Source organism: Chitinophaga niabensis (genome assembly GCF_900129465.1).
GTDB classification, from domain to species: domain Bacteria; phylum Bacteroidota; class Bacteroidia; order Chitinophagales; family Chitinophagaceae; genus Chitinophaga; species Chitinophaga niabensis.
Genome location: NZ_FSRA01000002.1, coordinates 1,661,313 through 1,676,864, shown reverse-complemented (window position 1 = coordinate 1,676,864; position 15,552 = coordinate 1,661,313). Strand labels below are relative to the sequence as shown.

Below are 15,552 nucleotides of genomic sequence, written 5' to 3'. Positions count from 1 at the left end.
ATGGTCCGTTTAACAAAGATACATATCCGGGAAATATGATGAGCTACACCGGAATAATTCAAATAATTATTAGTTATATTTAGCTAATTGATAGAAAATCATGCCCATATCCCGGGAAAAACTTTTTATGCTATATCCTGCATTTTTCAGATCAGTTATCTGGATGGTGGTTATTGTTGTTCCCTGTATTTTCACAAGTTGCCGGTCTTCCGGCAGCCCCAGCTATAACAGGAAAGTTTTTATCAGCCATGAAGGCGGAAAATATGTGCTATACCGTAATAACAGGCCATATTTAATAAAAGGAGCCGCAGGTTTCGAAAATCTGCACCGGCTGCAGCTTTCCGGTGGCAATACGATCCGCGTCTGGGATACTGTCAACTTAAAACAGGTCCTGGATGAGGCCTATGCTAATAACATTGCAGTGATTGCAGGCCTGCCGATGCCCGTCAGCGGTATATTATCTTATTATAATGACAGGTCGAAGGTAACTGCTCAGCTGAACGCCTTTCGTTCCATTGTGAAAAAGTATAGTACGCATCCGGCGTTATTGATGTGGTGCCTGGGCAACGAAGTGGATTTTCCCTATAAACCCAGGTTTAACAATTTTTACAAAGCCTACAGGAATTTGCTGAAAATGATCCATGAAGAAGATCCTGACCATCCTGTAACCACTGCACTGATAAATTTTGAGCGGAGGTGTATTTTCAATTTATGCATGAAGGTCCCAGACCTGGACCTGATCTCGCTCAATACTTTCGGTTCTTTGTATAGCCTGCAAAAGGACCTCAACCAATTCTCCTGGTTTTGGAATGGCCCTTTCCTGATAACAGAATGGGGAGTTAAAGGACCCTGGGAAGCAGATCTTACAGCATGGAGAGCACCAATAGAATATAACAGTACTGTAAAGGCAGAACAATACCTTCGCCTTTATGAACATTCAATGCCTGTAAAAGACCCGCGATTCCTTGGAGCTTTTGTTTTTCTCTGGGGCCACAAACAGGAAGTCACGCATACATGGTTCAATCTCTTCGACGTCACCGGTTATACGTCAGAAACGGTGAATGTGATGCAATACCTCTGGACAGGCAAATGGCCTGCACACAAAGCACCACAAATAAAGGACATGATGCTGGACGGGAAGCAGGCAAAGGATAATATCATACTGAATTCAAAAACTGAACACACTGCTGAAGTATTCCTGCAACAGATCCCTGATGATACGGCCCGGATACATTGGGAAATCCTGAAAGAAGACTGGTATGCCAGGAACTGGTATGAACCTAACACAAAAAAGCCCTCAGGGCATGATAGCCTGCTCCTTACTTTGAAAGGATATAAAGTGCTTTTCCGTACACCGGAAAAAGAAGGTCCGTACAGGATATTTGCTACTTTTTCCGATGCCCGGGGATATTTTGCTTCGGCGAACATACCTTTTTATGTAGTTGAACAATGAAGAAACCATTAGATCAAGTTTCTCCACCATCTTTCTCAGAGCAACTTACATTGCGGCTGATGATCCTGCTCGGCACTGCCAGTATGGGTTATATGCTTTGTTGTTTGTTCAATCGTGCGCAGATAGGGTATGCTCCTTTTTACTGGATATTAATGGCTGGCATTACATTCACCTGTTTACGCATACTCCATGAATGGTATCACTATTTTTCCATTTTCATTCCTTCTGTTCCTAAACAGCAATATCCTTTTACGGTAGATATCTTTACTACCTTCTGTCCAGGAGAGCCTTATGAAATGATTGTTGAGACCCTGACAGCTATACAGGCCATCAGGTATCCGCATACATCCTATCTCTGCGATGAAGCCAACGATCCCTATCTTATAGAAGTTTGCGCAAGGCTGGGTGTACGGCATGTTACGCGCAATAACAGGAAGGATGCCAAGGCCGGCAACATCAATAATGCATTACAATATGCTACCGGCGAACTTTGTGTGATACTGGACCCGGACCATGTTCCTTCACCGGATTTCCTGGATCCTATCGTATCTCATTTCAATGATCCCACTGTAGGTTTTGTACAGATCGTACAATCATACAGCAACCGGGGAGCAAGCTTGGTGGCAAAAGGTGCAGCACAACAGACCTTTCAGTTCTATGGGCCTATTATGGCCACTATGAATAGTTATGGTACTGTTATGGCAATCGGGGCCAATTGTACTTTCCGCAGAGCAGCCCTGGATTCTATCGGAGGTCATGCAAGCGGCCTGGCAGAGGACATGCATACTGCCATGCAGCTGCACGCTAAAAAGTGGAGATCTGTTTATGTACCTGCGGTACTGGCCCGGGGCCTCGTTCCAACCAGCATGTCTGCTTATTATGCGCAACAACTGAAATGGGCCAGGGGAACATTTGAACTGCTGGTCACAGCTTATCCTGCTCTCTTCCGGCATTTTACCTGGCGGCAACGCTTACATTACTTTACAATTCCCTTTCATTACTTTTCCGGTGTTGTTTTGCTGATCAATTTCCTGATCCCCGTCCTGTCTTTGTTCTTTGGTATCATTCCTTTCCATTTGGACATCCTGGATTTTGTACTATTAGGGTTGCCAGTGGTTGCATCCATTGTGCTGATCCGCCATTTTGTACAACGATGGGTAATGGAAGAGGAAGAAAGGGGGTTCCATGTTGCAGGCGGCCTGTTATTCATCGGAACCTGGTGGATCTATATACTGGCGCTCTTTTATACGATCATCCGCAAAAAGGTACCCTATATCCCAACACCTAAAGATGATTCAGCACCGGATAACTGGAAACTGAACATCCCAAACATCCTTGTTCTGCTCGCATCCCTTTCAGCTATCCTATATGGACTTTATTATGACTGGAACCCATACACCCTCATAATGGCTGCCATTGCATCGGTCAATTGCGGTATCATGCTCTTCAATATCATAGCCAGTTACAAGCCGGGCAGGCTGCAACGGCATGACTGGATAAAAACAATACTTATATACCCCTTGCTATTAAAAAAGAAATTCTGGCTCTTCAGGCATCTTCACCTTTATGCCGGCTTTCGCAAACTGGGCCTGCCGCTGCTCATTGCCGCAGGATGCATCACTTTTTTCTTGCTGAATTCCGATACGGAACCTTCCTTTAAAGCACATGATCAGACCACCCGGAAACCAGTATTCTATAATGGGATATTTAGTCCTGATACAAGCGATGGACTTACTTCCATGCAAGGGGTGAAACATTTCCAGCAGCAATACAATGCGCATTTTAACATCGTATCGTTATATATACCCTGGGGAAATGCGCCTCATTGTTATTTACCGGATACTTTAATAAAGAACATTTATAAAAATGGCTCCCTGCCAATGATCACCTGGGAGCCATGGGCTTCTCTGTTCAAAGCACCTGCACGGGAACAGAAGATCTTTTCACAGATAAGCGCAGGGATGTTTGATGATTACCTCCTGCAGTTTGCCAACCAGGTTAAGGCGTTACACAGGCCCCTGTACCTCCGTTTTGCGCATGAGGCGGATAACCCTGCTTACCCCTGGTCTCCAAGCGGGAACAATACTCCTGAAGAATTTAAAGCTGCCTGGAAATATGTTCATCAATTCTTTACACGGAATGATGTGAACAATGTTATATGGGTATGGAATCCCTGGAGCCCTTCAGCAGCAGCAGCTTACTTTCCCGGATATGCGTATGTTGACTGGATAGGCGTTAACATGCTTAATTATGGCCCGCAAAGAGAAGATACAAAATGGCTTTCCTTTAAATCACTATATACGCCTTTTCATCAATTGCCGGTTTTTCAATCAGGTCTGCCGGTTATGGTGTCTGAGATGGGCTCACTTGTGAATGCAGGTAACCAGGAACAGTGGCTGAAAGAGGCATTCAACGCTATCCGGCAGGATTTCAGGGAAATTCATGCCGCAGTATTGTTTAACAGCGCTTATGACAAAAATGTTCTCCGCCCTGGTATTGACACGCTATTGAATTGGAAGGTTCAGCAACCTCAACTGCTCTCATTCTGGAAGACAGATGAGGAACAATATGCTTTGCTCCCTGAGATAAAGCGCACAGCCTCTTCTACCCTGAAAATGCCGGATACCATCAAGGGTGTTGGTTATCATAAAGGAGAACAATGGTTCCGGAACCTGCATACGCTTACCAGCCGGGAGATCACCAGTGATATTGAGGAAATGAAATCGCTGGGGATTAATACCATCCTCCGCTATGGACCTGGGGTATATGATCGTAACATCCTGAATATTGCGCGAAAAAAAGGGATGCGTATACAATATGGCTTCTGGGTACCTGACATAACAGATATGGAGAGCGATCGCAAAAAGTTGTCAGGATTGGAAGCAGCTATTCTACAAAGGATCAGCGAACTAAAAAATAACCCCGATATAATAGCCTGGAATATCGGGAATCCCAATTTCCAGCAGCTCGCACGGCTATATTACAAACCCGCTCTGTTATATCAACAGGATGCCTATATCAAATGGCTACAAGGGCTTGTAGCAGCGATCAAACAGATTGACCCCGGAAGGCCTGTAACGGTAGATGTACGGCTGGCAGAAAATATTGCTGCCACCCTGCACTTCATGCATACAGCCCTGCCGGAAGCGGATGCATTCGGCATCATTGCAAATGATGATTCCCTACAGTTGCAACAACTGCACAATATCTCTCAACCCTATTTTTTCAACCAGTTATCAGTTGCTCAATATGTGAAGGGACAATATACCGGGCGGCCGGTGTTTATCACTAACTGGCAGGACCAGGAAAGCAGGGACCATGTGACCTTTGACGGTCTTAAAGATCATTGGGGCCGTTTTAAACCTGCTTTTTATGAATTAGGTGGCACTGTTCCCGCAGCTGAACTACCCCGGATAAAAATCTTAAGGCCAGCACAAGCGACTTATGTAAACGCCCGTTTAACTTATCACGCGCTTGTTTACCGCCATCATGAATGGGCGCTTACAAATGAAAGGGAACGTATAAAATTTGAATGGCATCTTGTAAAAGGCGATGGAAAAGGGCGCCTCGTTTTCTTAAAAAGCCTGGGAACCGGGCCTTATATTACTTTAAGTATTCCTGAAAATCCGGCCCTGTACAGATTATATCTTCAGGCTATCAATGGTAATAATGTAACAACAGCGCTGTCACCACTAAACACACCACTATAACATTACAACAACTTATGCTCGGACGCCATCTTGATAAGCGCAGCCGTATTATTCGCATCAAACTTCTGCATCAGGTTGCGGCGGTGAGTTTCTACCGTGAACTGGCTCACGCAAAGTTCTTCTGCGATACTGGCAGATGTTCTTCCTTCCGCGATCATGCCTAATACCTGTATCTCTCTTTTGGTTAAATGAGGAATGTTCTTTAATTCATTCTGCAAAGGACGCGTCATGATAGCGGTTACTTCTGCACTGAGGGCAATCCTTCCGGCGAGCACATCATGTACACATTTCACGAGTTCTTCTGATGAAGCATTCTTCAGCAGGTACCCGCTGGCACCTTGTTGCAGCATTTGCATAATAATGCTGCGTTCGCTGTGATTGCTGATGATCAGCACTTTGGTTTCCGGAGACAGCCGCTTTATTTCTTTACATACCTCTACGCCGCTTATATCCGGTAACGTGATATCGAGTAGAACAATATCTACCTGAGGCGCTCCTTTCAGGAAAGCGAGGAAGGCATTCCCGGTTGTGAAGGTCCCCGCTATATGCAGATCGTTTTCTCCCTGTAATAAGGCAGACAATCCTTGTATCACGATAGGATGATCATCTACAATAACTAAATTATTCGCTGACATTTAACTCGATATTAATGGTGGTGCCTTCTCCAATCACGGAGTCTATTTCAATTTTACCTTTCAGGAATTCAATGCGGTTCCTGATATTATCCCAGCCCAGCCCTTTTTGCCTGTCTGCTTTTGGATCGAAACCTTTTCCATTGTCTTCAATGGACAGGTAAAAGATATTTTCATTCTGGCTGCATTGCAGCATGATCCTGTTAGCGCCGGAGTGTTTGATGGCGTTGGCCAACAGTTCCTGTGCAATGCGGTAAATAATGATCTGTGTTTTTTCCGGCAGGTTTGGCTGCACGCCCAATGATTGAAAATGGATCTCTAATCCGGGTGCAAAGTTTAATTCACACATGTCTTTCAGCGCAGTTTCCAATCCAAAGTTCAGCAGGGATTCCGGCATCATATTGCGGGCGATCCTTCTTAATTCGCTTACGGAGTTATCCAGCTGGTGAATAACCTGGAATAACTTTTCGTCCTGCGTGATATTGGCAGTTCCGGAGAGGTTCATTTTTACACCGGCCAGCATACCGCCTAATCCATCATGGAGGTCGCGCGCTAATCTGCGGCGTTCGCTTTCTTCCCCGTCCAGCATGGCCTTAGCTATTTCCAGCTCTTTTTGTTGTTCGATCTCCTGTAGCTGTCTGGCGGCCAGCTTTTTCTGACTCCGGTAATATAGCAGGGCGAATATGATCACTACCAGCAGGAAGATACTTACTGAGGCAAGCAAGGTGGTGAGGAGCCAGGCGTTCTTTGAAGAGAGCGCAGTTTGTTCGTTCTTTGCTTTCAGTGATATGATCTCTTTCTGACTTTCTGCGTTCTTATATTTTACTTCCAATGCATTGATGTCCCGCTTCATCCTGGTCCTATGCAGGCTGTCGTTTAGTTCGCTGTATTGCTTCAATAAAGCATTGGCCTGGGAATAGTTGCCCAGTCCTGAGTAGGAAGCAGCCAGCCCTTCATAAACCTTTAAGCGGTTAAGGTCTGTAGACATCAGGTCTTCGTCTTTTGCCAGGCGCAGTAACAACTCTTTTGCTTTTTCGAATTTTTTTTGTTCTATCAGGGTTTCTGTTTTCAGGATCTCCAGTTCATCTATCCTGTATTTTCCGTTCACCCCCCCTGCTGATGCAATCCCTTTATCATAGCTCACGAGTGCCGAATCATACTGTTTCATCTTGTGGCGATAGAGCCCCTCTACAAGATAATATCCTGCATTCAGCTCAAGTTCGGGGTATGGTTCAAGCAGCACCTTCATCTCATCCAGTACTTTTTTGGCTTCCGGATATTTTCCTAAGTTGATATAGTTCTCCCCTGCCCGGTAGTATACCATCAGCAACCGGGTAGGCTCTTTGGCAGAGGGTTTTAATATGGCAAGCGCTTCATTGAAATACTCTTCCGCTTTTTCATACTGCTCCGTATTGGTGAATGCCACGGCTACGTTTCCGTATTCAGAACCCAGCAGCGAACTGTCTTCCGACAGTTTGGCCAGTGGTATAGCTTTATTCAAAACAATTTCCACGTAACCCGCATCATCATCCTGTATCTGCTGCATCACGGCATAGTTCTGCCATGCATTTGAACGGACCCGGTAGGCGTCTTTTGATGTTTGCCCGATGAGGATGGAGTCCGCTTTCATATAGGCAGCCTGGCTTCTGGGGATGTCTTTATTAATATAATAGTACCCTTCATGCGCATAGGACTGAGCGAACATAAGCGGGTATTTCCGGCCAAACTTCCGGCCTTCCATAAGGTGATGTAATACTTTTACAGTATCACCTTTAGCGAGATAGCTGTAAACCAGTATAAAGTGAAGTTTGGACTTTAGGCTGTCGTTCTTCTCCTTTTGTAACACCTGTTCAATACTATCTACATATCCTTTCTTTAATAAAGGCAATTGGGCGGTGCATAACGGCGCCAGGCAAACGAAGAAACAAATAATCAGTAGGAAGCGGGTCATGGAAACAAGGTACTTAACAATTGATAATTACGCGAATAAAGTAAAAATATACTGAAAAACCAGTAGAAATAAATCCCTGTTATCAGGATTGACCGGCAGCTGTAAGTAGAAGTACCTTTACATCGCAGAGACTTAAACCGAATCACCATTTAACGTAAATCATCAAATCATGAAATTATCATTGAGGCTTTTGTTATTCCCCGCATTATTATGCATGCTGGCTTTTGCAGGATGTTCAGGAAAAGGCGACGATCCAAAACCAACAGGTCATAGAATTAAATACAGGGCAGAGGTTTCTTCCGGCTCTACTATTCACACGGTGATATATATAGCGGCAAGTGGAGAGAACACCACCATCTCCAACCTGAGTGTAGGCACCTGGGAAAGCCAGGAGTTTAATATGCCGGCGAGTACAGCCGCGGTTTCTTTTGGAGCCTTGGGCAACCCTGCCAATGCTTCCGCTAACATGAAAGTACAGATCATTGTGGATGGGGTAGTTAAAAAAGAAAGCACCTCAACCGGCGGTGTATTGAACGCATCTGCCACTTTCTATTTCTAAAGTTTACCCTACAACTCCATAGCCCCATCGGCTCCTTTTACTTTTGGTAAAGGGAGCCGATATTATTTTAGCCTATAGGCGAGGTAAACCTTGGTAAAACACGTGGCGAACCCGTAGCGAACAAATGATCTGAACACGATTCGGTAAAAAAGCATCAAAGTATATGGTGCGACATGTTTTACGGCTTCCTAAATAACACCACAGCAATGGAATACACAAATTGCTACAAATAATATATATCATGATATTTAATAAATCCAGATAATTTATTTTAAATTAGCATATAGTTGATTCCCTGTTCCAATTCTTTCAAGCAATCGAATTCATAGCCTACCCTACTTTGCAGTATAAGCGCATCTGAGAGCGTTTAACCCTGTTTATTCCCTCGTGCAAAACGGTAAACCTGTTGTCTGGCCCCCCAGTCTACACAAGCAGTACATATTATGCATGTATCCTTGCGCGTATTCGTATACACTGCACTGTTAGTTTGCTGCGCTCCAAAGATTCACGCCGAAGGCAGTAAAGAATTATCTGCCAACGGAGGCTCCCGTGCTTTCTGGCGAAGCAGTACAGTTGTCACTGATCAGTTCCCCTTCCCTTATCTTGGTATTATTAAGGTCTATGCTAATGTGGGCGAAAGGATCTATTTGGGCTCCAGTGCCCAGGGTATTGGTGCCGGAACTATTACCTGGCGCGCTCCTGATGGCAGTACAGGTACTTCAGGGAATAGTACTACCATTGGATTTATAGCAGACAGAACAGAAGAAACCCTTGGCCCCCGTTTAACGACCAATGGTGTGGACCCGGGCTACAACCCCTACATCGTTAACGTAGGTGCAGGGCAGGCGGGTGTTTGGGAGATTACTTTTAATCCCACTAATCCGGCGGTGGCGGGAGGTACTGCTCCAATTGTTCCTGCAAACAATCCATGGACGCAGAATCCTAACAGCTGGTATATTGCAGCTTTTGATGTGAGTGTACGGAATGCAGGTAATACTGCATTTATAAACGGGCGGGCATATCTGAATATGTTTGCCGGCATCACTTCCAGTGTGGGTGCTAATTTTGGTTCCTTCAACGGTATTTTTAATATCCTCACGCGCGATGGTTATCAATACACCGTAAATGCAAATGGTATGCAGGGTGTTGCTTTTGATTTCTTTGTGAATAACAAAGGATTCAGAAATGCGTCCGGCGATGCAAGTTATCATAGCATTGCAGGTATTGGTACCACTGCGGGCACTATTCCTGTGCATGATCCTACTATGCCGGACGATGCAACAAACGTCACCTATAAATTATTTTTCTCTACTCCTAATAGTGATCTTCCTGCTTCAGCTCCTACCGTTGGCGGACAAACAACATGGCTGCTCGCTACACCGGTTGTTCCAACGCTGAGCAATTTTACTTTTACGGGAATAGAAGGTACGCCTAATCAATCAGGCACGGCTCCGCTTGGAGGTAATTTTACTTTTAACTCTACTGCAGCAGGAGCTTACAGGATCAGCCTGGATGTTAACCAGAATGGCATCTTCACAGACTTGGCTGATCGCTTGCTGACGGGTTCTGCGGTGATCGGTAATAATACTGTAGCCTGGGATGCATTGGATGGAGAAGGAAATCCCGTACCCGGTGGCACAACTTTCCTGCCGGGTAGTATCCACATTGAACTCTTCAGCGGAGAGGTACATTTTCCTTTGCTGGATGTGGAAAGGAATCCAACAGGTATTATTGTAACACGCATAAACGGACCGGGTGCACCGAATAATATGCTGTATTGGGATGATACCAATATCCCCAACATTGGAACACCGTCTTCTCCCAAACGTAACCTGGACGGGCAAAGCAGCGCTATCAACGGTCATATCTGGAACCTGAACTTTGGGAATGATAATGGGATGGATAGCTGGAGCTATATCAGCAGCCCACCTTTATTGAATACAGTGAACCTTGTAGTGGGGCAGGCGGACCTTGAAGTGGTACGTATCACACCTTCCGCTGCTGCTTTCTGTGCAGGTACGTCCGCCAGTTATGAAGTGGAAGTGCAGAACAATGGGCCGAGTACTGTTGCGAATGCACCCTTTAATTTCCGCTTTCCCCCGACTTTCACGGGAGCGACTGTAACCAATGCCGTTACAAATGGAACAGTTACATTAAGCGGGGTAGTGAATGCAGCCGGTGTATATCATGCAGATCTAAGCATGAGCAATGGTGGTACGATTGTGTTTACGATAACAGGAACGGTTACAGGAAGTTCGATCAGTACATCCGCTGATATTACGCGGACGGCTGATATCACAGACCCTGATGCCACAAACCCGGATAATGCTGTTCCAACAGATGCTTTGGCAGAATGTGATGCAGCACCTTCAGGAGCAGGATGTAATAATATTAAGACAAGCACTGTCACGGTAGGTAGTGCTGTAACGAATAATACCATCAGTGCTGCACAGCAGATCTGTCCGGGAGCGGTACCTGCTGTGTTGACAGGAAGTATTCCTACCGGTGGTACCGGGGCTTTTGTATATCTATGGGAATCCAGTACAACCAGTAGTAGTGCAGGATTTGCAGCTGCTGCCGGCGTTAATAATACACAGGACTATACACCGGCTGCTTTAAGTGCTACTGCATGGTTCAGGCGGGTAGTAAATTCGGGATGTTCTTCTACAAGCACGGCTATTGAGATCACCGTAACACCTCCTCCGGCTGCACCTGCCGCTATTCCTACACAACCAACGTGTGCTGTGGCAACGGGTACAATTACTGTGACTACCGTAGCTGGTCTAACATACGCTATTAACGGAACAGATTACCTCCCAGGGCCAACATTCACCAATGTAGCTCCCGGTACGTATCAGGTGACTGCGAGGAATGCGGCGGGTTGTACTTCTACTGCCACACAGGTAGTCATCAATGCACAACCTGCAACTCCTGCTGCACCTACTGCTACTCCTACACAACCAACATGTGTTGTGGCCACAGGTACAATTACTGTGACTACTGTAGCTGGCTTAACATACGCTATTAACGGAACAGATTACCTCCCAGGGCCAACATTCACCAATGTAGCTCCAGGGACGTATCAGGTAACTGCGAGGAATGCGGCGGGTTGTACTTCTACTGCCACACAGGTAGTCATCAATGCACAACCTGCAACTCCGGCTGCACCTGCCGCTATTCCTACACAACCAACATGTGCTGTGGTAACAGGTACAATTACTGTGACTGCTGTAGCTGGCTTAACATACGCTATTAACGGAACAGATTACCTCCCAGGGCCAACATTCACCAATGTAGCTCCAGGGACGTACCAGGTAACTGCGAGGAATGCGGCGGGTTGTACTTCTACTGCAACACAGGTAGTCATCAATGCACAACCTGCAACTCCGGCTGCACCCGTTGTTGCGAATATTACCTACTGCCAGGGAGATGTAGCCACAGCCCTAACAGCTACGGGTACAAACATCAAATGGTACAATATAGGAACTGGAGGATTAGCCTTGGCATCACCTGTTATACCATCAACTACTACAGCAGGTGTTAGCACATACTGGGCTTCGCAGACAAACGCGGGTGGTTGTGAAAGCCCCCGTGCATCCCTCACCGTTACTGTGTTTGCAAAACCAACATTACAGGTTACCAGTAGCACGGCGGATATGACCACTACTGATGCAAGGCGTGAACTAACGGGTAATACTACCGGTGGCAATTTTAGCGGAACAGGTGTGGTAACTGAAGCTGGCCGGTTCTACTTTAATCCGGCAACAGCAGGTGCGGGTACACATACGCTTACTTATAGTTATACCGGTGGTGGCAACTGTACGGTGAGCATCACTTTCAGCATCAGGGTAACCGTACCGGTGGCTGATGTATCAGTAACCGTAGTAGCAGATAACGCACCAACGGGTATTGGAGATCCATTCAATTATACTATAACGGCCAGCAATAATGGTCCGGGTACAGCTACGAACGTAGTGGTAACGGATGTACTACCGGTCACAGTAGAACTGGTAAGTACCAATGCGAGTGCAGGCACCGTAACAGGCAACAGCACAGTTACCTGGAATATTCCTGCACTGCCGCCGAACACATCCAATACACTCACTATTACCGTGAAACCTACGCAATTGGGCGTTATACAAAACACTGTGACCATTGCTTCGAGCCAGACAGATAATGTACCGGCTAATAATACTGCCGCAGCACCCAAAGAAATAGTAGGATTGAAAATACCGAATGTGATCACACCAAACGGAGACGGATTCAACGACCGCTTTGTGATCAAAGGCCTGGAACTCTATACACAGAACCAGTTAACGATCATCAACCGCTGGGGTAATCATGTTTATGAGAAACGCAACTATACTAATGACTGGACAGGCAATGGATTAGCAGAAGGCACTTATTTCTATATCCTCCGGTTAACAGACAGGCAAGGGAAAAATCACGACCTGAAAGGATATCTTATGATCAACAGGTGATCGCATCACTTATAAAGCAAAGCACATGAAAGCATATTTTATCACGCTTGCAAGTTCCTTACTCCTGTGTTTGTCTGCTACAGCGCAGCAGGATGCACAGTTCAGTCAGTATATGTTCAACGGCATCTATATCAATCCCGCCTATGCAGGATACCGCGAACAGCTCAATCTCTCTGCCTTCTACCGTAATCAATGGACAGGATTGGACGGCGCGCCGCAAACCATTTCTTTCGCAGCTGATGCTACTGCGAACAATGAAAGAGTAGGCCTGGCGCTTCAGCTGATGAGCGACAAAATAGGCGCAGAATCAAATACCATGGCATATTTAAACTATGCCTACCGTATCCCTGTTGGTGATCCGGATAAAGGAGGCCGGTTAGCATTGGGCATTGGTGCAGGTATTGTAAACTATCAACTGAATGGCAGCAAGCTGGATCCCAACGATGTGGCAGACCCTGTACTGCTCAATCAGCGCAGGTCTATCCTCCTGCCGGATGCGCGCGCCGGGATCTATTATAGTAACGACCGCATCTATGCAGGGCTTTCCGTAGATAACATCCTGGTGCATTATATGCATCCTAATAAAGATCCGGAGCATTATTTCCCGGAGAAAAAGATGCATGCCTATCTCACAGCAGGCGGACTGGTCCCCCTTTCAGAGAGTTTCCTATTGAAACCTTCTTTTATGTGGAAGGAAGATTTTGCGGGGCCGGGCAGTCTTGACCTGAATGCATTCCTGCTTATTGCAGAAAAGATATGGATAGGCGCTTCCTACAGAACAGCTTTTAATGTGATCAAGAAAAAAGACCTGGACCCTGCGCTGAAAAAACCAGCGGCGTTTGTAATGCTGGCGGAGATCTATGTGGCACAGAAATTAAGGATCGGCTATGGTTATGATATCCCTCTGAATCAATTAGGAGATTATAATTATGGTTCGCATGAAATATCCCTTGGTTATTTCTTCACCCCCCGGAAAGCAAGAATGCTTACACCGCGTTACTTCTGATCCATTAAACGGAGCAAACACATGAAGTTATTCATCATCATATCCGGCTTCCTGCTTGTATATACCGCTTCAGCAGGACAGTACATTACCCGCAGAGCAGCTTCCCAGCAGGAAGTATATCATTATGCAGCAGCCGCCTCGTTGTATGAAAAGGCTTATAACAAACGTGCAACTGCTGCAAATGCCCGTGCAGCCGCCAATGCTTACAGGCAATTGCGGGATTATCCTGCTGCTGAAAAATGGTATGGCCGCCTGGCAATATTACCGGAAGCAACGGCACCTGATATTTATTACTATGGATTAGCGTTACAACAAAATGGCAAATACGCAACGGCAAAGGAACAATTCTCCCGCTGTCTTACGATGAATGGAAACCCCGTACCAGCAGCCGAACTTAACAGGCTGCTGGTTTCCTGTGATTCTGCTGCATGGTGGATGCAATCTCCACAACCAATAGTTATAATCAATACGGCTCAGCTAAACAGTGCATACACTGATATGGGCGCATTGAAAGAAGGTGACCAGTTATATTGGGTTTCAGACAAGCCGGCGGCATTCCGCAAAAAACATTTCCTCAAATTCTCCAATGGCAATCCTGTGCGTACAGATCAGTATGGATGGACCGCCAACAACTATCTGCAACTGTATACGGGTAACAACGCTACGCCTGTGAACCTTGGGAAAGCTTATCATAGCGGCATGCCCAGCATCCGTAAAGATGGACTGGAAATGTTCTTCACCCAAACCCATTTTGCGAAGAAGCCCCGGAAGTTCCTTGCAAAAGACAGTGCCTATGGCATCTATATAGAAACGTTTTCCGTGAGCAGGGCAACGGATACCAGCGCATGGAGTACACCTGTTCCCTTCCGTTATAATAATGCATTAGCCTATTCAGTAGGTGATCCGTTCATTACACCGGACGGCAAACGCTTGTATTTTGTTTCAGACATGCCGGGTACAACGGGTGGTACCGATATTTATTATTGTGAACGAACAGGTGATAATAATTGGGGAGAAGCTGTTAAAATGGGTGATGGGGTCAATACTACCGGGCAGGAAAGGAGTCCGTATATAGATGAAAACGGCATTTTTTATTTTTCTTCAGATGGGCACATTGGTATGGGCGGACTGGATATATACAGAATAGAGAACGGGCAACCTGTAAACCTCGGTACCCCCATGAACAGCCCGGCAGATGATCTTTATTTTTCCGGAGGATATTTTACTTCTAACCGGCCGGGAGGCAAAGGCAGTGATGATATTTACAGTTACGAGCAAAAAGTAAAAGCACCGGTAGCCGTAGTTCCTGAAAAGGAAAAAGAAAAAGAGAAACCGGTTACCACATTACCCAATCCTCTTCCCGTAGAAGAACCTATCCGCCTGATCATCTATTATGATTTCGATAAAGCCAGTATTAAAAAAGATGCTGCCAGGGACCTGGATGAATTAGCGCTCAGGCTGAAAGAAAGACCGGAGATCCGCATTCAACTCAATGCGCATACGGATGCAAGAGGCAAAAAGGCATACAATCTTGCATTGTCTCAAAGGAGAGCACAGGCCGCAGTGAATTACCTGGTGGCAAAAGGTATTGCCCGGAACAGGATGACGGCGAGAGGTTATGGAGAAGAAAAACCGGTGAATGACTGTACGGACGGCGTTTCCTGCACGGAAATACAGCATCGGGAAAACCGGCGGACGGAGTTTGAAGTGGAGAAATAAAAAATACTTAGGCGACTAAATATATTTCCCTATATTTGTGT

Annotated in this window: 8 protein-coding genes; 6 read left to right on the top strand and 2 right to left on the bottom strand. The window is 45.8% G+C overall.

All coding sequences use genetic code 11. The features are described from left to right. The first annotated feature begins 127 nt into the window (after positions 1 to 127). Together BUR42_RS24060 and BUR42_RS24055 are read left to right on the top strand one after the other, a co-directional pair. Positions 128 to 1,453, top strand: a complete 1,326-nt coding sequence (locus tag BUR42_RS24060) for a glycoside hydrolase family 2 TIM barrel-domain containing protein (protein ID WP_234979790.1) — start codon at positions 128 to 130, stop codon at positions 1,451 to 1,453. Further along, the gene (locus BUR42_RS24055; protein ID WP_074242120.1) at positions 1,450 to 5,163 is read left to right on the top strand and encodes a glycosyltransferase family 2 protein; all 3,714 of its coding nucleotides are present in this window, start codon (positions 1,450 to 1,452) and stop codon (positions 5,161 to 5,163) included. The genes BUR42_RS24060 and BUR42_RS24055 overlap by 4 nt, the downstream gene beginning before the upstream one ends. A gap of 2 nt (positions 5,164 to 5,165) precedes the next feature. Here BUR42_RS24055 and BUR42_RS24050 read toward each other — a convergent pair whose 3' ends face one another. Then, complete coding sequence (locus tag BUR42_RS24050) at positions 5,166 to 5,798, bottom strand: response regulator (protein WP_074242119.1); 633 nt, start codon at positions 5,796 to 5,798, stop codon at positions 5,166 to 5,168. Then, a complete protein-coding gene (locus BUR42_RS24045) occupies positions 5,785 to 7,746 on the bottom strand; it encodes a tetratricopeptide repeat-containing sensor histidine kinase (RefSeq protein ID WP_084185790.1) in 1,962 nt (653 codons plus the stop codon). Before BUR42_RS24045 ends, BUR42_RS24050 begins: the two co-directional genes overlap by 14 nt. 169 nt (positions 7,747 to 7,915) lie before the next feature. Between BUR42_RS24045 and BUR42_RS24040 the strand changes: the two genes are divergently transcribed. The 4 genes from BUR42_RS24040 to BUR42_RS24025 all read left to right on the top strand — a co-directional run bounded on the left by BUR42_RS24040 (position 7,916) and on the right by BUR42_RS24025 (position 15,511). After that, on the top strand, positions 7,916 to 8,305 hold the full coding sequence (locus BUR42_RS24040) for a hypothetical protein (RefSeq protein ID WP_074242117.1): 390 nt from the start codon (positions 7,916 to 7,918) through the stop codon (positions 8,303 to 8,305). Between the two features lie 443 nt (positions 8,306 to 8,748). Beyond that, positions 8,749 to 12,786 (top strand): T9SS type B sorting domain-containing protein, encoded by a 4,038-nt coding sequence (locus BUR42_RS24035; protein WP_074242116.1) that lies wholly within the window; start codon positions 8,749 to 8,751, stop codon positions 12,784 to 12,786. Positions 12,787 to 12,811: 25 nt separating this feature from the next. Then, positions 12,812 to 13,792, top strand: coding sequence for a PorP/SprF family type IX secretion system membrane protein (locus BUR42_RS24030; RefSeq protein ID WP_074242115.1), 981 nt, complete (start codon positions 12,812 to 12,814; stop codon positions 13,790 to 13,792). Between the two features lie 21 nt (positions 13,793 to 13,813). Continuing rightward, entirely contained in the window at positions 13,814 to 15,511 is a 1,698-nt protein-coding gene (locus BUR42_RS24025; protein ID WP_084185788.1) for an OmpA family protein, read from the top strand. Positions 15,512 to 15,552: the final 41 nt, after the last annotated feature.